This window comes from Streptomyces sp. NPDC049970, from assembly GCF_040660235.1.
Taxonomy (GTDB): domain Bacteria; phylum Actinomycetota; class Actinomycetes; order Streptomycetales; family Streptomycetaceae; genus Streptomyces.
In genome coordinates this window covers 193,709-209,958 of the sequence record NZ_JBFALP010000004.1, presented here as the reverse complement: position 1 = coordinate 209,958, position 16,250 = coordinate 193,709, and the positions used below count along the sequence as shown (strand labels likewise).

General features: G+C 71.3%; 18 protein-coding genes and 1 tRNA gene. 3 read left to right on the top strand and 16 right to left on the bottom strand.

All coding sequences use genetic code 11. The annotated features are described in order from the left end of the window. Positions 1–11 precede the first annotated feature (11 nt). Positions 12–1,226: an amidohydrolase family protein gene (locus AB0I83_RS09635; RefSeq protein WP_363304216.1), complete on the top strand. Its 1,215-nt coding sequence runs from the start codon at positions 12–14 to the stop codon at positions 1,224–1,226. A gap of 34 nt (positions 1,227–1,260) precedes the next feature. After that, complete coding sequence (locus AB0I83_RS09630) at positions 1,261–1,917, top strand: SDR family oxidoreductase (RefSeq protein WP_363304215.1); 657 nt, start codon at positions 1,261–1,263, stop codon at positions 1,915–1,917. Positions 1,918–2,056: 139 nt separating this feature from the next. On the opposite strand, the gene AB0I83_RS09625 is transcribed toward AB0I83_RS09630, so the two are convergent. Continuing rightward, the gene (locus AB0I83_RS09625) at positions 2,057–2,275 is read right to left on the bottom strand and encodes a DUF6243 family protein (RefSeq protein ID WP_356532999.1); all 219 of its coding nucleotides are present in this window, start codon (positions 2,273–2,275) and stop codon (positions 2,057–2,059) included. A gap of 220 nt (positions 2,276–2,495) precedes the next feature. Continuing rightward, positions 2,496–2,577 (bottom strand) — tRNA-Tyr (locus AB0I83_RS09620). 162 nt (positions 2,578–2,739) lie between these two features. Between AB0I83_RS09620 and AB0I83_RS09615 the strand changes: the two genes are divergently transcribed. Next, positions 2,740–3,228, top strand: a complete 489-nt coding sequence (locus AB0I83_RS09615; protein WP_356533030.1) for a YajQ family cyclic di-GMP-binding protein — start codon at positions 2,740–2,742, stop codon at positions 3,226–3,228. Positions 3,229–3,416: 188 nt separating this feature from the next. On the opposite strand, the gene AB0I83_RS09610 is transcribed toward AB0I83_RS09615, so the two are convergent. From AB0I83_RS09610 to AB0I83_RS09545, 14 genes are all read right to left on the bottom strand, one after another. Next, the gene (locus AB0I83_RS09610) at positions 3,417–3,689 is read right to left on the bottom strand and encodes a GlsB/YeaQ/YmgE family stress response membrane protein (RefSeq protein ID WP_356533032.1); all 273 of its coding nucleotides are present in this window, start codon (positions 3,687–3,689) and stop codon (positions 3,417–3,419) included. An 83-nt stretch (positions 3,690–3,772) separates the two neighbouring features. Continuing rightward, positions 3,773–4,165, bottom strand: a complete 393-nt coding sequence (locus tag AB0I83_RS09605) for a YccF domain-containing protein (RefSeq protein WP_356533034.1) — start codon at positions 4,163–4,165, stop codon at positions 3,773–3,775. Further along, positions 4,162–5,025 carry a zinc metalloprotease HtpX gene (gene htpX, locus AB0I83_RS09600; protein WP_356533035.1) on the bottom strand — a complete coding sequence of 288 codons (864 nt, stop codon included), beginning with the start codon at positions 5,023–5,025 and terminating at the stop codon, positions 4,162–4,164. The genes AB0I83_RS09605 and htpX overlap by 4 nt, the downstream gene beginning before the upstream one ends. 219 nt (positions 5,026–5,244) lie before the next feature. After that, positions 5,245–5,709, bottom strand: coding sequence for an MscL family protein (locus AB0I83_RS09595; protein WP_356533037.1), 465 nt, complete (start codon positions 5,707–5,709; stop codon positions 5,245–5,247). A 145-nt stretch (positions 5,710–5,854) separates the two neighbouring features. Continuing rightward, a complete protein-coding gene (locus tag AB0I83_RS09590; protein ID WP_356533038.1) occupies positions 5,855–7,390 on the bottom strand; it encodes an NADH-quinone oxidoreductase subunit N in 1,536 nt (511 codons plus the stop codon). Beyond that, on the bottom strand, positions 7,387–8,937 hold the full coding sequence (locus AB0I83_RS09585; protein WP_363304389.1) for an NADH-quinone oxidoreductase subunit M: 1,551 nt from the start codon (positions 8,935–8,937) through the stop codon (positions 7,387–7,389). Before AB0I83_RS09585 ends, AB0I83_RS09590 begins: the two co-directional genes overlap by 4 nt. Before the next feature lie 27 nt (positions 8,938–8,964). After that, complete coding sequence (locus AB0I83_RS09580; RefSeq protein ID WP_363304214.1) at positions 8,965–10,965, bottom strand: NADH-quinone oxidoreductase subunit L; 2,001 nt, start codon at positions 10,963–10,965, stop codon at positions 8,965–8,967. Beyond that, positions 10,962–11,387 (bottom strand): NADH-quinone oxidoreductase subunit NuoK, encoded by a 426-nt coding sequence (gene nuoK / locus AB0I83_RS09575; protein WP_363304213.1) that lies wholly within the window; start codon positions 11,385–11,387, stop codon positions 10,962–10,964. The genes AB0I83_RS09580 and nuoK overlap by 4 nt, the downstream gene beginning before the upstream one ends. Beyond that, entirely contained in the window at positions 11,387–12,010 is a 624-nt protein-coding gene (locus tag AB0I83_RS09570; protein WP_363304212.1) for an NADH-quinone oxidoreductase subunit J, read from the bottom strand. The genes nuoK and AB0I83_RS09570 overlap by 1 nt, the downstream gene beginning before the upstream one ends. Next, a complete protein-coding gene (locus AB0I83_RS09565) occupies positions 12,007–12,744 on the bottom strand; it encodes an NADH-quinone oxidoreductase subunit I (RefSeq protein ID WP_363304211.1) in 738 nt (245 codons plus the stop codon). Before AB0I83_RS09565 ends, AB0I83_RS09570 begins: the two co-directional genes overlap by 4 nt. Next, a complete protein-coding gene (locus tag AB0I83_RS09560) occupies positions 12,744–13,712 on the bottom strand; it encodes a complex I subunit 1 family protein (protein WP_363304210.1) in 969 nt (322 codons plus the stop codon). The genes AB0I83_RS09565 and AB0I83_RS09560 overlap by 1 nt, the downstream gene beginning before the upstream one ends. Beyond that, a complete protein-coding gene (locus AB0I83_RS09555; RefSeq protein WP_363304209.1) occupies positions 13,709–15,184 on the bottom strand; it encodes an NADH-quinone oxidoreductase subunit C in 1,476 nt (491 codons plus the stop codon). The genes AB0I83_RS09560 and AB0I83_RS09555 overlap by 4 nt, the downstream gene beginning before the upstream one ends. Further along, positions 15,181–15,816 carry an NADH-quinone oxidoreductase subunit B family protein gene (locus AB0I83_RS09550; protein ID WP_356533049.1) on the bottom strand — a complete coding sequence of 212 codons (636 nt, stop codon included), beginning with the start codon at positions 15,814–15,816 and terminating at the stop codon, positions 15,181–15,183. Before AB0I83_RS09550 ends, AB0I83_RS09555 begins: the two co-directional genes overlap by 4 nt. Next, a complete protein-coding gene (locus tag AB0I83_RS09545; RefSeq protein WP_053930253.1) occupies positions 15,807–16,208 on the bottom strand; it encodes an NADH-quinone oxidoreductase subunit A in 402 nt (133 codons plus the stop codon). The genes AB0I83_RS09550 and AB0I83_RS09545 overlap by 10 nt, the downstream gene beginning before the upstream one ends. Positions 16,209–16,250 lie beyond the last annotated feature (42 nt).

Below are 16,250 nucleotides of genomic sequence, written 5' to 3'. Positions count from 1 at the left end.
GGAGCGGCGCGATGCCCGACAGCCCCAGCGACGCGCCCACGCTCCTGCTCGGCGGCGCGCGGCTCCCGGACGGGCGCTCCGTCGACGTACGGATCCGCGGCCCGCGCATCGAGGCCGTCGGCACGGCGGGCAGCCTCGGGGGCGGGGGACGCCGCCTCGACCTGCGCGGCTACCTCCTGCTGCCGGCCCCGGCCGAGCCGCACGCGCATCCCGGCACGGCGTTCACCGCGGGAGGCGCGGCGTCCTGCCGCCCCGACGACGTACGGCGCCGTGCCACGGAATCCGCGCTGCTCCAGCTCAGCCACGGCGCCACCGCTCTGCGCGGCCATGTGGACGTCGGCGGCGTACGGGGCCTCGGTGCGCTCGAAGCCGTCCTGGCGGCCGGGCGCTCCCTGCGCGGCCTCACCGACCTGACCGCCGTCGCCGTCCCACGGGCCCTCACCGGCCTCGCGGGGGCCGAGGGCCTCGCCGTGCTCCGCGACGCCGTGGAGACGGGCGCGGGCGTGATCGGCGGCCGTCCGGACCTGGACCCCGACCCGGACGGCTGCGCCGAGGCGGTCCTGGAACTCGCCGCCTCCCACGGCCTGCCCGTCGACCTCCACACGGAGGGTGACGACCCGGCCCGGCTCGGCCGCCTGGCGGAAATGGTCCGCGGGTTCCGCCCCGGTGTCTGCCTGGGCCCCTGCACGGGCCTCTCCCGGCTTCCGGACGGCGAGGCGGCCCGCACCGCCGACCGGCTCGCCGCCGCGGGCGTGACCGTCGTCTGCCTCCCGCAGGGCGGCTGCTCGGGCTCCGGGCGGCGCGGCACCACACCCGTACGGCTGCTGCGCGCGGCCGGGGTGCGGGTGGCGGCGGGCGGTGGAGCGCTGCGCGACCACGCGAACCCCGTCGGCCGCGGTGACCCCCTGGAGGCGGCGTACCTCCTCGCCTCGCAGGAGGGCCTCGGGCCGGAGCAGGCGTACGACGCCGTCTCGGCCGGCGCGAGGGCCGCCATGGGCCTGCCCGGAGTGCGGATCGAGGCCGGCTCTCCCGCCGAACTGCTCGCCGTACGCGGGGACGGTCTGGCCGGGGCGCTCTCGCTGGCGTACAGCAGGATCGTGGTGCACCGCGGCCGCGTCGTCGCACGGACCAGCGCCGTACGCGAGTACTGCGACTTCGGGAGCGCCGCCGCCCTGGACCTCCCCCGCCAGGGACGCGTGGATTCCGGCTACGGCGGCGGGCCTTGAGCGGGAGCGCGCCCCGCGGCGTACGGTCGGGAGTATGCGCATTGTCATTGCAGGTGGACATGGTCAGATCGCGCTGCGGCTCGAGCGTCTGCTCGCCGCGCGCGGTGACGAGGCGGTGGGCGTCATCCGCAACCCGCAGCAGAGCGACGAGCTGAGGGCGGCAGGTGCCGAACCCGTCGTGCTCGACCTCGAATCGGTCTCCGTGGAGGAGGCCGCGGAGGTCCTGCGGGGTGCGGACGCGGCGGTCTTCGCGGCAGGCGCGGGCCCGGACAGCGGTTCGGCGCGCAAGGACACGGTGGACCGCGGTGCGGCCGTCCTCTTCGCGGACGCGGCCGAGCGGGCTGGGGTGCGGCGATACGTCGTGGTCTCGTCCATGGGCGCCGACCCCCGGCACACCGGTGACGAGGTCTTCGACATCTACCAGCGGGCCAAGGGCGAGGCGGACGCGTACGTACGCTCCAGGCCCGCCCTGGACTGGACGATCCTGCGCCCCGGGATGCTGACGAACGACGCCGGCACCGGTCAGGTCCTGCTCGCCGCGTCGACGGGCCGCGGCCCGGTCCCCCGTGACGACGTGGCGGCGGTGCTGGTGGAGCTGCTGGACACACCGGCGACCGCGGGGCTGACACTGGAACTCATCAGCGGGAGCAAGCCGGTGACTGTCGCGGTGAAGGACGTCGCGGGGAACTGAGGCCGCTTCCACGGGATGGCCCCGGACCCGGGGCCACGCCCGCCTGCGGCTGCCGGGGGTACGGCGGCAGGGCCCGGGCCGCGCGTCGCGGTCCGGGCCCTGCGTGCTGTCCGCGGTGCCGCTCCGCGGCGGCGGTGCGTCAGCTCTGTGCGGCGCTGTCGTCGCCCGCCTGCTCGGCGCCATCGGCTGCGCCGGCCTTCTCGCGCATCTTCCGCACCAGCTCCGCCTTCTGGTCGGCCGCACCCTGGCGGTCGAGGTTGCGGTGCGGACCGTTGTTCTGCCGCTCGGCCCGGGACAGCCGCTTGCGCTGGCCGCCGCCCATGCCCACGGGGTTGTTGATGTTCTTGCTGACGGTCACGGGCTCTCCCGGTAATGATGTGAGGTGATCTACGGATTCATCGGTGGGGGACGGGCGGCTACGTCGAAGGACGTCAGCAGGGGCCCGTCACGCTCTCACCCGTGAATCGACTCCTGGAAGAACGGGCGCCGATCAGCACCTCCTGCGGCCCCGTTCCCGCACATGCAGAAACCCCGTCCGACCTGGTGTTCTATCAGGTCGGACGGGGTTTCCCGTCCTGTGGCGGCGCCAGGGTTCGAACCTGGGTAGGCTGAGCCGGCAGATTTACAGTCTGCTCCCTTTGGCCACTCGGGCACACCGCCTGGAACAACGCTTTGGAGCCCCTGGGGGCCCCTTGGCGACGACGTAAACGATACCTGATACCCGGGGGTGCTACGCCACCTGGTTGATCAGTGCTTTGAGCGGGCGGGGGTGGCTAGGCTCTGTGCCGTACCCAACGCATACGACGCAAGGAGCCACACGTCATGGCCGACTCCAGTTTCGACATCGTCTCGAAGGTCGAGCGGCAGGAGGTCGACAACGCCCTCAACCAGGCCGCCAAGGAGATCTCCCAGCGCTACGACTTCAAGGGGACGGGTGCGTCGATCTCCTGGTCCGGCGAGAAGATCCTGATGGAGGCGAACGGCGAGGAGCGGGTCAAGGCGATCCTCGACATCTTCCAGTCCAAGCTGATCAAGCGCGGGATCTCCCTGAAGTCCCTGGACGCGGGTGAGCCGCAGCTTTCCGGCAAGGAGTACAAGATCTTCGCCACGATCGAGGAGGGCATCTCCCAGGAGAACGCCAAGAAGGTGGCGAAGCTCATTCGCGACGAGGGCCCGAAGGGCGTCAAGGCGCTGGTCCAGGGCGACGAACTCCGCGTCAGCTCCAAGAGCCGCGACGACCTGCAGGCGGTGCAGGCGCTGGTCAAGGGCAAGGACTTCGACTTCGCGGTGCAGTTCGCCAACTACCGCTAGAGGGTTGGCCGCTGTGTCCAGCGGTTCGCGGGGCGGGTCATGCCGGTTCGGCGCGACCCGCCCCGCCCCGTTTCCTCCGCCGTACGCCGGTGTGGCACGCCACGGACGGCGCGGTACCGCTCCGCGCCCGCGCCTCCGCGGCGCGTGCCGCGGTTGGCGCCGGCCCCGCGCGGGCCGTGGGCCGAAGGTCAGCGGCGGTCGCGGGAGTTGCCGAACAGCAGCCTGTAGGCGATCAGCAGGACCAGGGAGCCGGCGATGGCGGCGATCCAGGTGGCCGTGTCGTAGAAGTCCGTGCTGATGGGGCGGTCCAGGAAGCGGGACGACAGCCAGCCTCCGAGGAAGGCACCCACGATGCCTATCAGTGTGGTGCCGACGATTCCGCCCGGGTCGCGGCCCGGCAGGAGGAGCTTGGCCACAGCGCCGGCCAGCAGTCCGAGGATGATCCAGCTGATGATGCTCATGTTGGCGAACCTACCCGTCACTTGTTCCTGCAAGCCATGACGCCTGGAGGACGGGTACGGTTGCCTGCCTGCCTGCCTGCTCGCTAGCGCCCCGCGAACGGCTGGTCGCTGCGCACGATCTCCTTGCCGAAGGGCATCAGCGAGACCGGGATGAGCTTGAAGTTCGCGATGCCCAGGGGGATGCCGATGATCGTGACGCAGAGCGCGATGCCGGTGAAGATGTGGCCCAGCGCGAGCCACCAGCCGGCCAGGACCACCCACAGGACGTTGCCGATGAGGGAACCGCCTCCGGCGTCGTGACGGTCGACGACGGTGTACCCGAAGGGCCAGAGGGCGTAGATGCCGATGCGGAACGCGGCCACGCCGAAGGGGATGCCGATGATCGTGATGCAGAGCAGGAGTCCCGCGGCCATGTAGCCGAGGAACATCCAGAATCCGCACAGGACCAGCCATATGACGTTCAGGATTGTCTTCACGGTCGATACCCTGCCATCTGCTCTAGTCGGGAGATGCGTTCGGCCATGGGCGGGTGGGTGGAGAACATCTTGGACATGCCCTGGCCGGGACGGAACGGGTTCGCGATCATCATGTGACTCGCGGTCTCGATCCGTGGTTCGGGTGGGAGCGGAAGCTGTTTGGTGCCGGCGTCCAGCTTGCGCAGGGCACTGGCCAGCGCGAGCGGGTCGCCGGTGAGCTGGGCCCCGGACGCGTCGGCCGCGTACTCGCGGGAACGGCTGACGGCGAGCTGGATCACCGATGCGGCCAGCGGGCCGAGGATCATGACCAGGAGCATCCCGAGGAGCCCCGGGCCGTCGTCGTCGTCCGACCGGCCTATGGGGATGAGCCAGGCGAAGTTGACGAGGAACATCACGACGGAGGCGAGGGCGCCCGCGACGGACGAGATGAGGATGTCGCGGTTGTAGACGTGGCTCAGCTCGTGGCCGAGTACGCCGCGCAGCTCGCGTTCGTCGAGGATCTGGAGGATGCCCTCGGTGCAGCACACGGCGGCGTTGCGCGGGTTGCGGCCGGTGGCGAACGCGTTGGGCGCCTGGGTCGGTGAGATGTAGAGCCGGGGCATGGGCTGGCGGGCCGCGGTCGAGAGTTCACGGACCGTGCGGTAGAGCTGCGGCGCTTCGAATTCGCTGACCGGGCGGGCCCTCATGGCCCGCAGTGCGAGCTTGTCGCTGTTCCAGTACGCGTAGGCGTTGGTGGCGAGCGCGACGAGGACGGCCACGATCAGGCCGGTCCGTCCGAAGAAACTGCCGATGACGATGATGAGGGCCGAGAGGCCCCCGAGGAGAACAGCGGTTTTCAGCCCGTTGTGCCGGCGGTGCACGGTACGCCCTCCAAATGGTGCGGCAGGGGAACCCTTGCTCGGTGGTGCTCCACTCTCCAGTGGAGCCTCCCTTACTGGTCAACGCCAGGCGAAGGAAGCTAGTTCCCTTGTGCTCGGAGGCCGGAGGCAACGCCGACAGGGGCGGATCCGGCTGGATCCGCCCCTGGGCCGTACGGGTGGATGGTGCTGGGGCGTGGGCCCGGGAGGCCCGTGGCGCGGTCAGCGCTGGAGGGGAAGTCCCGCGAGCGCTCGCGCCTCCGCGTCAGGCTCGACGTCACTGGTGCAGTGGCCGCAGCGGGTGGCGACGGCGGGGATCTCGGTGAAGCAGCGGGGGCAGTCCCGCAGGGCGGCCCTGATGTCGATCTTCTCCTGCTCCTGCTTGGCCGTGAAGCGGTTCTGGACCTTGGCCATGGGCACGACGACCAGGAAGTAGAGCACAGCGGCGGTGATGAGGAAGGCGATGGCGGCGCTGACGAAGAGGCCGTAGGGGAACTCGACCCCGTCGACGGTGTAGTGGGCCTTGCTGAAGTCGCCCGCACCGCGGGTGAAGATCCCGATCAGCGGCACGATGAACGCGTTGCTGAAGCCGGTGACCACCGCGGTGAAGGCTGCTCCGACGGCGAGGCCGATCGCCACGGAGATGACGTTCCCGCGAAGGATGAAGTCCTTGAACCCGTTCAGCACCGCTCTGGCTCCTCTGTGCTCTTCTCGCATGCTCTGCGCGCTCGTCGCGTGCTCGTCGCGTGCTGGTCTTCGGTGACGTGTGCACGCACGACCATGCCCTGTTCGCGGCTCGCCGGGCAAGCCGGTCAGAGGTGATCGGAACCGGTCAGAAGAGGTTGACGGCGGCAAAGCGGAGGATGAGCTGGGGAGCGCCGGAGAGTGTGATTCCGGTTACTGCGGTGAGGGCGATCGCAGCGGTGAGCGGGGCGGGAACCCGGTGTCCGGGCCCGACGGGCACCTGTCCGGCGGTGGTGTCCGGCGCGGGGGCCTTGAAGAGCGTGGCGGTCCACCGGAGGTAGTAGTACAGGGCGATCACGACGTTGACGGCCATGACGACGGCGAGCCAGCCGAGCCCCGCGTCGACGGCCGCGGAGAAGACCGTCACCTTGGCGAAGAGGCCGATGACGCCGGGCGGCAGACCGGCCAGGCAGAGCAGGAAGAAGCCCATGGCGAGTGCGGCCAGAGGGCGCGAGGCGTACAGGCCCCGGTAGTCGCCGATGCGGTTGCCCGGGTGGGTGCGGGCGACCAGGGCGGCGACCGCGAAGGCACCGAGGTTCACCACGGCGTACATGAGCGCGTAGGCGACGGTGGAGCCGATCTGCATGTCGCTGGAGTACGCGGCGGCTGCGATCGGGACCAGGAGGTAGCCGGCCTGGCCGACGGACGACCAGGCGAGGAGGCGCACGGCGCTGCGGGCGCGGGTGGCGGACTGCCGGAGTGCGGCGACGTTGCCGACGGTCATGGTGAGCGCGGCGAGGACGGCCAGGGCGGGGCCCCAGACGTCGGCGTAGGCCGGGAAGCCGATCACCGTGACGAGGACGAGCCCGGAGAAGCCGACGGCCTTGCCGACGACCGAGAGGTACGCGGCGATGGGGAGCGGGGCTCCCACATAGGTGTCGGGGACCCAGAAGTGGAACGGTGCGGCTGCCGTCTTGAAGGCGAACCCGACGAGCGTGAGCACCACACCCGCCTCGGCGAGGGTCTCGAACCGTCCGGGTACGTCGTCGAGCCGGGCGGCGAGCTCGGTGAGGTGCAGGGTGCCGGTGGTGGCGTAGACGAAGCTGACGCCGAGCAGCATGACGGCGGTGGCGACGACCGAGGAGAGGAAGAACTTCAGGGCCGCTTCGGAGGAGCGCCGGTCGCCGCGCACGATACCGACGAGGGCGAACGCGGGGAGGGAGGCGACTTCGAGAGCGACGACGAGCGTGGCGAGGTCCCGGGCGGCGGGCAGGAGCGCGGCGCCCGCGGCGGAGGAGAGCAGCAGGAACCAGAACTCGCCCGCGGGGAGCTTGCGGGTGTCGCCGATCGAGAGCAGCGCGGTGAGCAGCGCCCCGCCGAGCACGAGTGCCTGGATGACCAGCGCGAAGTGGTCGGCCGTGTAGCTGCAGGCGCGGGCCCCGTCGGTGAGGCAGAAGGTGGAGCGGTTCCCGGCGCGCAGCGGGAGGAGCAGGGCGAGCGCGACGACGAGCCCGGCCACGGCGCCGTAGCCGAGGAGCGGCTTGCGGCGTTCGCCGGTGAAGAGGTCGGCGACGAGGACCAGCAGGGCCACCGCCGCCACGACGACGGGAGGTGCGATCGCGAGCCAGTCGACGGACTGGACAAGGCTCGCCGCCCCGGTTGCGCTGTCGGCTGCCACGGTCACGACTTGCCTCCTGCGAGGAGCTTCTGCACGGCCGGGTCGGTGAGGCCGAGGAGGACGGCGGGCCAGAGTCCGGCGAGGACGGTCAGGGCGGCGAGCGGGGTCCAGGCGGCGAGTTCGTAGCTCTGGATGTCGGCGACCGCCTGGGGCTGCTCAGGCTTCTCGCCCATGCATACACGGCGTACGACGACCAGCATGTACGCCGCCGTGAGCAGGGTGCCGAGGGCGCCGATGGACATGAACGTGAGGAAGGCGGGGCGGCTGAGCCCGTCGGCGGGGTCGAAGGCGCCGAACAGGGTGAGCATCTCGCCCCAGAAGCCGGCGAGGCCGGGGAGCCCGAGCGAGGCGACGGCGGCGAAGGCGAGGAGGCCGCCGAGTCGGGGGGCCCGGCCGTACAGGGCCCCGCCCGTGGCGCCGGACAGGGTGTCGAGGTCCGCCGTGCCGTAGCGGTCCTTGACCGCGCCGACCAGGAAGAACAGCAAGCCGGTGATGAGGCCGTGGGCGATGTTGGCGAAGAGCGCGCCGTTCACGCCGGTGGGGGTCATCGTCGCGATGCCGAGGAGCACGAAGCCCATGTGGCCCACGGAGGAGTACGCGATCAGCCGCTTGAGGTCGCCCTTGGCGCCGGGGCGGGCGAGGGCCAGGCAGGCGAGGGACCCGTAGATGATCCCGACGACGGCGAACGCCGCGAGGTAGGGCGCGAAGGTCCGCATCCCGTCGGGGGCGACGGGGAGCAGGATGCGGACGAACCCGTACGTTCCCATCTTCAGCATGACGCCGGCGAGGAGTACGGAGCCGACGGTCGGGGCCGCGGTGTGGGCGTCGGGCAGCCAGCTGTGCAACGGCCACATCGGGGTCTTCACCGCGAGCCCGATCCCGATCGCCAGTACGGCGATGACCTGCACGGACGAGGTGAGGCCCCGGCCGTTGTCAGTGGCGAGTGCCACCATGTCGAATGTGCCGCTCTTCAGCCCGACCAGGAGCAGCCCCAGCAGCATGACCACGGACCCGAGCAGGGTGTACAGGATGAACTTCCAGGCTGCGGGCTGCTTCCGGTCGCCGCCCCAGCGGGCGATGAGGAAGTACATCGGGATGAGGACCATCTCGAAGGCCAGGAAGAACAGCAGCAGGTCGAGGACGGCGAAGGTCGCGAGGGTGCCGGACTCGAGCAGGAGGACGAGCGCGACGAAGGCCTTCGGGGAGGGGCCCGCGGGGAGCTTGAAGTAGCTGTAGAGCGCGCAGAGGAAGGTCAGCAGCGCGGTCAGCACGAGAAGGGGGAGCGAGATGCCGTCGGTGCCGAGGTGGATCCTGACGTCGAGTGCCGGGATCCAGCTGATGTCGGTGGTGGCCTGCATCTTCGACGGGTGGTCGTGGTCGAAGCCGGCGGCCAGGACGAGCGCGGCGAGGAGCACGGCGCCGGTGACTGTCACGCCGTGGCGGAGCACGGCCTGGTCGGGGTTTCGGCCCTTGAGCCCGGGCGGGGCGGGCAGGAGCGCTGCGGCCGCCCCCAGGAGCGGCACGACCACGACGAACGCCAGAAGGAACTGCATCACGGATGCGCTGATATCGAACACGGCTCACGCCCCGGCGTAGACGTTGGCAAAGACGACGGCGGCGATCGCCAGGACAAGGGTTCCGGCGAGCAGGGCGCCGAGGTAGGTCTGCACGTTTCCGGTCTGGGCGCGGCGGACCAGGGTGCCGAGTCCGCGGGCGATGCTGCCCGCGCCGCGTACGTAGGTGTCGACGACCTCGCGGTCCAGGAAGCGGACGAGCCGGGCGGCGGCCTCGACGGGGCGGACGAACAGCGCCGTGTACAGCGCGTCGAGGTGGAAGCCGGTGACCGCGTGGCGGTGCAGCGGTCCGAGCAGGAGCCGGCCGGGGTCCGAGGGGTCGGGGGCGTCCGCGATCGTGCCGTACGCCGCGGTGTGGGAGGTCATGGCCTCGGCCTCCACGAGCGCGGGTTCGGCGTCGGGGTGGGCGGCGACCGCGCCGACCGGGGGGCGGTCGGCGAGCGCCGTGGTGTGACGCCAGGCTCCGTAGGTGACGAGTCCGCCGACGAGTCCGACACCGGTGGACAGGACCGCGGTCGCGAGGGAGGGGGTGAGGCTGTGTCCGTCGAACCAGTCGGCGAGTGTGCCGACGGTGAGACCGAAGGCGATGGTCGGGACGGCGAGCACCCAGAGGACGGAGGTCATCGCGACGGGCTGCCTGCCGTGGTCGGGGGCCTCGGGGCCGCGCCCGCGGAACACCAGGAGCCACAGCCGGGTGGCGTAGGCGGCGGTGAGGAGGGCGGCCACGAGTCCGGCGACGAGGACGGTCCATCCTGCCGCGGCGGGGGCGACGTCCCGGTCCCCGAAGGCGGCGTGCTCGGCGGCGACGAGGACGGCTTCCTTGGAGAAGAAGCCGGCGAAGGGAGGGATTGCGGCCAGCGCGAGGAGGGCGACGGTCATCGTCCAGTAGGCGTCGGGGATGCGCTTCGTCAGCCCGCTCATCCGGGACATGGCGGCGAGTGAGTTGGTGCCCGCCGCGTGGATGACGACGCCCGCCGCCAGGAAGAGGACGGCCTTGAACGCACCGTGCGACATGAGGTGGAAGACGGCCGCCCCGCGGTCGCCGACGGCCAGGGCGCCGGACATGTAGCCGAGTTGGCCGATGGTCGAGTAGGCGAGGACGCGCTTGATGTCGTCCTGGGCGAGTGCGGCGAGCCCGGATCCGATCATCGTCACGGCCGCCATCACCGCGAGGACGACGAGGGCCGCACCGGAGGCGGCGAAGACGGGAAGGAGCCTGGCCACGAAGTAGATGCCGGCGGCGACCATCGTCGCGGCGTGGATGAGCGCGGAGACGGGCGTGGGCCCGGCCATCGCGTCGGGCAGCCAGGTGTGCAGCGGGAACTGTGCGGACTTGCCCGCGACACCGGCGAGGAGCAGCAGGGCGATGAGAGTGGGGTGGTCGAGCCCGCCGTTGCCGACGGCGGCCAGGATGCCGGTGATCCGGAACGTGCCGGTGTCCGCGGCGAGGGCGAACAGGCCGATGAGGAAGGGCACGTCGCCGAGCTTGGTGACGAGGAAGGCCTTGAGGGAGGCAGCGCGGGCCTCGGGGGTCTCCCAGTAGTGGCCGACGAGGAAGTACGAGCAGATGCCCATGATCTCCCAGCCGACCAGGAGCACCATCAGGTCGCCGGAGTAGACGACGAGCAGCATCGCGGAGGTGAAGAGCGACACGAGAGCCGCGTACGAGGGGTAGCGGGCGTCGCCCTTGAGGTACGCGGTCGAGTAGACCTGCACACAGGTGGCGACGAGCCCGACGAGTACGGCCACGAGGACGGCGAAGCCGTCGAGGTGCAGGGCCAGGTCGATCGGTACGGAGCCGGTGGGCGTGAGCCGGGTCGCGGCGTCGATGGCAGGCCCGCCGCCCTGCCGTGCGGCGACGACCACGGCGAGGGCGGCGGCCGCGAGGGTCGGCAGTACGGCGAGTGGACGTACGAAGCCGGGTGCGGTGCGTCCCAGGAGAAGTCCGGCCGCGGCACCCAGGAAGGGGAGAAGGGGGACGAGGACGGCGAGGGTCGTGGTGGTCACGCGGTGGCCTCTGCCTTCTTTGCCTTCCCTGCCGTAGCAGTGGCCTGGTCTGCGGAGCCGTGGGCGGCCTCGTCGGTGTGCGGGCCCGCGCCGTCGGGGAGCGTTTCGGCCTCGTCGGTCTCCGCGGTGTCGCGGAGGCGGTCCACGTCCGAGCTGCCGCGGTTGCGGTGGACGGCCAGGACGATCGCGAGGCCGATACCGATCTCGGCGGCGGCGATGGCGATCGTGAAGAGGGTCAGGGCCTGGCCCGCGTGGAGGGCGTCGCGGAGCCAGACGTCGAAGGCGACCAGGTTGAGGTTGACGGCGTTGAGCATGATCTCGACTGACATCAGGACGAGGATCGCGTTGCGACGGGCGAGCACTCCGTACAGCCCGGTGCAGAAGAGGAGGACGGCGAGTACGGCCGGATAGGCGAGGTGCATCAGCTCTTGTCCTCCCGGTTCGTGACCTGACGGCCTGGTCGGCGCTGCGGGACCTGCCCGGCCCGTGCACCCCGTGCGTCCGGCCTGTCCTTGCGGGACACGACGATGGCGCCCACCAGGGCGGCGAGGAGCAGGACGGAGAGTGCTTCGAAGGGCAGGACCCAGTGCCTGAAGAGGAACTCGCCCGAGGCCTTGGTGGAGCCCTGGGCGGGGCCGTCCAGGTCGATCCAGGTAGTGCGGAAGGCGTCCACGACGACCCAGACGAGGGCTGCGGCGGAGGCGGCGGCGACACCGAGCGCGATCCACCGGTTGCCCGAATCCGCGTCGGGGGAACGTCCGATGGGGGCTCTGGTCAGCATCAGTCCGAAGAGAAGGAGGACGACGACGGAACCGACGTAGATCAGTACCTGGACCCAGGCGATGAACTCGGCCGTGAGGAGCAGGTACTCCACGGCGATGCCGCCGAGCGCCACCACGAGCCAGAGCGCCGCGTGCACGAGCTGCTTGGTCGTGACGGTGATCAGGGCAGCGCCGAGGGTGGCGAGACCGACCAGGAGGAAGGCGATCTCGACGCCGGTCGGCGAGAGGAAACCGGGGTGTCCGGCAGTGGCCGCGAGAATCACTCCAGCCCCTCCTCTTCAGCTGCCTGGCCCGGGCGGGCCTCCCGCGAGTCCTGGGCCTGCCGGGCTCCGTCGGCCCGGTGGGGCTGCTGGGCCCCGTCGGCCTGCCGGGCTTCGGGCGCCGGCTTGGTTTCGGGCACCTGCTGAGCTGCCTCGGTCTGCGGGGCTTGCTGGGCTTGCTGGGTTTCGTGAGCCTGCTGGGCCTTCTGGGCTTCCTGTGCCTGGAGCTTGTCGGCCGCCTTCCGTGCGGCGGCGATCTCCTTCGGCTCCTCGGCTCCCGGATCGAGCGCGGGTGGTTCGGGGACCGTCCACATCCACTCGCGCAGCTTGTCGCGCTCGTGGGTGAGTTCGTGGATGTCCGTCTCCGCGTACTCGAACTCGGGCGACCAGAACAGCGCGTCGAAGGGACACACCTCGATACAGATACCGCAGTACATGCAGAGGGCGAAGTCGATCGCGAAGCGGTCCAGGACGTTGCGGCTGCGCTCGCGGCCGCCGGGCGCGGCTGCGGGCACCGTCTCCTTGTGGGAGTCGATGTAGATGCACCAGTCCGGACACTCGCGGGCGCAGAGCATGCAGACCGTGCAGTTCTCCTCGAACAACCCGATGACGCCGCGTGAACGGGGCGGCAGTTCGGGCTGGACGTCCGGGTACTGGGCGGTCACCGTCCGCTTCGTCATGGTCCGCAGGGTGACGGCAAGACCCTTGGCCAGGCCTGAGCCGGGGATCGGGGGCACTAGTTGATCGCCACCTTCACGATGCCGGTGAGCGCGATCTGCGCGAGGGCGAGGGGGATGAGCGTGGTCCAGGCGAGCTTCTGCAGCTGGTCCTCACGCAGGCGGGGATAGGTGACCCGGAGCCAGATCACGACGAACGCGAGGACGGCGATCTTGAGCAGGGTCCAGACCCAGCCGAGCCCGTCCGCGCCGAGCGGCCCGTGCCACCCGCCGAGGAAGAGCACGGTCGTCAGCGCGCACAGGACGACGATCCCGGCGTACTCGGCGAGCAGGAACAGGGCGAAACGGAGACCGGTGTACTCGGTGTACGCGCCGAAGATGATCTCCGAGTCGGCGACCGGCATGTCGAAGGGCGGGCGCTGGAGTTCGGCGAGCCCCGCCACGAAGAAGACCAGGGCGCCCACGATCTGCCAGGGCAGCCACCACCACTCGAAGGCGTCGAGGATGCCGGGGAGCGACACGGTGCCCGCCGCCATGGCCACGGAGGCGGCGGCGAGCAGCATCGGGAGTTCGTAGGCGAGCAGTTGCGCAGCGGTGCGGAGACCACCGAGGAGGGAGTACTTGTTGGCCGACGCCCAGCCCGCCATCAGCGAGCCGAGTACGCCGACGCCCATGACGGCGAGCACGAAGAAGATGCCCGCGTCGACGACCTGACCGACCGCCCCCTCCCCGGGGCCGATCGGGATGGCGACGAGTACGAGCAGGTACGGCAGCAGGGCCACGGCGGGGGCAAGTTGGAAGATGCGGCGGTCGGCGGCGGCCGGTACGACGTCTTCCTTCTGCGCGAACTTCACCCCGTCCGCGACGAGCTGGGCCCAGCCGTGGAAGCCGCCGGCGTACATGGGACCGAGACGGCCCTGCATATGGGCCATCACCTTGTGCTCGGCCTGCCCCACGACGAGCGGGACGACCATGAACACGGCAAAGACGATGACGAGGCGGAGGGCGACGTCGAGTGCGTCGTTCACGCGGTATCGCCTCCGGCGGAACGGCCAGGACCTTCGGAGCGGTCGGGGCCTTGGGAACGGTCTGGGTCTTCGGAGCGGTCGGGGGCTTCGGACCGGCCGCTTCGGGGAGGACGGTCGGCCGGGGAGTCGGCCGAGGGACCGGAACCGGTGGCTGGGGCGGAGGTTCCGGGGTCTCGCCGGGGCTCGGAGCCCTCCTCGCGAATGGGGTCCGGCGTGGGCTCGGAGTCCGTCCCACGCGCCGAGTCCGTCGCCGTCTCAGGCTCTGTCTCGGGCCCCGCCTCTGCCCCGGTGTCCGCCTCGGGCTCGCTCTCGCTCCCCGCCCCCGGCCCGGTGCTGTTTCCCGGTTCCGACGGTTCCGACGGCCGGCCGGGCTTCCGCCGCTCGGGCCGCTCCGGGGTTTCGTCGAACGCCGGGCGCGCGTCGTGCCAGGGCGCGTCGGCGGCACCGGCGGCCCCCGGCCGTACCGCCTGTGCTCCGCTCCGTGCGGTGCCGGTGTCGGCACCCGTATCGGGCGCACCGGCGTCCGGTACATCCGGACCCGAACCGGTACCGGAACCAGGGCCGGAACCCGTACCCGGACCGGACTCCGGCTTCGAACCCGGCCCCGGCTCACCCTGGCCGGCCGAGCCCTGCGAGGCGCTGCGGCTGCGGCGCGGCGGCGCCGTGCGCGTGGCCTCCGCGGCGTCCGGCGCGGTGACGGCGCCGGGCGTGCCCGCGGCGTCCGGAGTCCCGGCGCCGGGCGTGGCGGGTGCCACCGGCCGCTGCCCCGCCGAGCCCTCACTCGCGCTGCGTGCCCGGCGTACAGGCCGGTCACCCCTCGCACCCGCACCACCGGCACCCGCACCCGCCGCGCGGGCGCCTCTGACAGGACGCGCCGGTGCGGGCGGGAGCTGGCCCTTGAGCGGGCCCCATTCGTTCGGGTCGGGCACGCCGGGCGGCAGCATCGTGCGCCGCTTGGGCCCGCCGTGTTCGGACTCGCCGGGCTCCTTGGCACCGGGCCAGGCCTTGGCGACCCGGGCCGCCAGGACGAAGTCCTTCCGCAGCGGGTGGCCCTCGAAGGCCTCGGGCAGCAGCAGCGGGACCAGGTGGGGATGGTCCGCGAAGTCGACGCCGAACATCTCGTGCGTCTCGCGTTCGTGCCACTCGGCGCCGGCGTAGACGCCGACGGCGGTGGGCAGGACGGCCGCGTCGTGCGGGACGGTCGTACGGACCAGCAGGCGCCGGACCGTGCCGTCGCCGAGCGCCGCGACATGCGCGCAGACGCGGAAGCCGGTGCCCGGCTCGTCGACCGCGCTCAGCCAGTCGAAGTAGGTGCAGCCCAGTGCGTCGCGGGCCGTTTCGAGGGCGGCGGTCCAGGAGGCGGCGGGTACGTCGACCGTCAGCAGGTCGTAGGCGTACGCGGCGGTGGCGTCCGGGCCGAAGATGTCGGAGGCGGCGTCGGGCAGCCGGCCGTAGAGGTCCGCTGCGGTCACTTCCGCTCCTCCCCCGGTGCCTTCGGGGCTGCGACGAGGCCGCTGCGCAGGGCGGCGGCCGAGGGGCGGGCCGTCTCCTCGGTGGCGTACCGCTCGGCGAGCGATTCGCGCGCGATCTTCTCCTGGAGCTTGAGGATGCCCTGCAGGAGCGCCTCGGGCCGGGGCGGGCAGCCGGGGACGTACACGTCGACGGGGATGATCTGGTCGACGCCCTTCGTCACGGAGTACGAGTCCCAGTACGGGCCGCCGCAGTTGGAGCAGGCGCCGAAGGAGATGACGTACTTCGGTTCGGGCATCTGCTCGTAGAGCCGCTTGACGGCCGGGGCCATCTTGTCGGTCACCGTGCCGGACACGACCATCAGGTCGGCCTGCCGGGGTCCGGGCGCGAACGGGATGACGCCGAGCCTGATGAAGTCGTGCCGCGCCATCGAGGCCGCGATGAACTCGATGGCGCAGCAGGCGAGTCCGAAGTTGAAGACCCAGAGGCTGTAGCGGCGGCCCCAGTTGAGGACCACCTTCATCGGTTCGGGCGCGAGCCGGGACAGCACGCCGAGCTTCTTGGGCTCGGGCAGCAGCGTCGGATCGGGCAGCGAAACGGGGGGTTCGGGGTTCGGCCGACTCGTCACGCCCATTCGAGGACGCCCTTCTTCCATGCGTAGAGCAGTCCCACGGCCAGGAAACCGAGGAAGATGAACATCTCGACCAGCGTCGTCGCTCCGTACCCGGGCGCCGCGAAGACCGTCGCCCACGGGAACAGGAAGATCGAGTCGACGGCGAAGATCACGTACAGGAAGGCGTACACGTAATAGCGAACCTGGGTGTGGGCCCAGCCCTCGCCCACGGGGTCCACCCCGCACTCGTACGTGAGGAGTTTCTCCGGCGTCGGGACCACGGGCCTCAGCAGGCGGCCGGCGCCGAAGGCGACGGCGACGAACAGCACGCCGACCAGGGCGAGCAGTCCGACCACTGAGTAGCTCTGGAAGTAGTCCGACGCGAGAACGGTCGGTCCCGGCACGTCCGCCACGTCCGCCCCTCGCTCCCTCAACCTGTTCGACGGTCTGTACGC

What these genes read in the sequence shown, in the direction of transcription:
- AB0I83_RS09635 (WP_363304216.1), top strand. Translation starts at nt 12, where the DNA reads ATGCCCGACAGCCCCAGCGACGCGCCCACGCTCCTGCTCGGCGGCGCG.
- AB0I83_RS09630 (WP_363304215.1), top strand. Translation starts at nt 1,261, where the DNA reads ATGCGCATTGTCATTGCAGGTGGACATGGTCAGATCGCGCTGCGGCTC.
- AB0I83_RS09615 (WP_356533030.1), top strand. Translation starts at nt 2,740, where the DNA reads ATGGCCGACTCCAGTTTCGACATCGTCTCGAAGGTCGAGCGGCAGGAG.
- AB0I83_RS09610 (WP_356533032.1), bottom strand. Translation starts at nt 3,689, where the DNA reads ATGAGCATCATCAGCTGGATCATCCTCGGACTGCTGGCCGGCGCTGTG.
- AB0I83_RS09585 (WP_363304389.1), bottom strand. Translation starts at nt 8,937, where the DNA reads ATGCAGTTCCTTCTGGCGTTCGTCGTGGTCGTGCCGCTCCTGGGGGCG.
- nuoK (WP_363304213.1), bottom strand. Translation starts at nt 11,387, where the DNA reads ATGCACCTCGCCTATCCGGCCGTACTCGCCGTCCTCCTCTTCTGCACC.
- AB0I83_RS09550 (WP_356533049.1), bottom strand. Translation starts at nt 15,816, where the DNA reads ATGGGCGTGACGAGTCGGCCGAACCCCGAACCCCCCGTTTCGCTGCCC.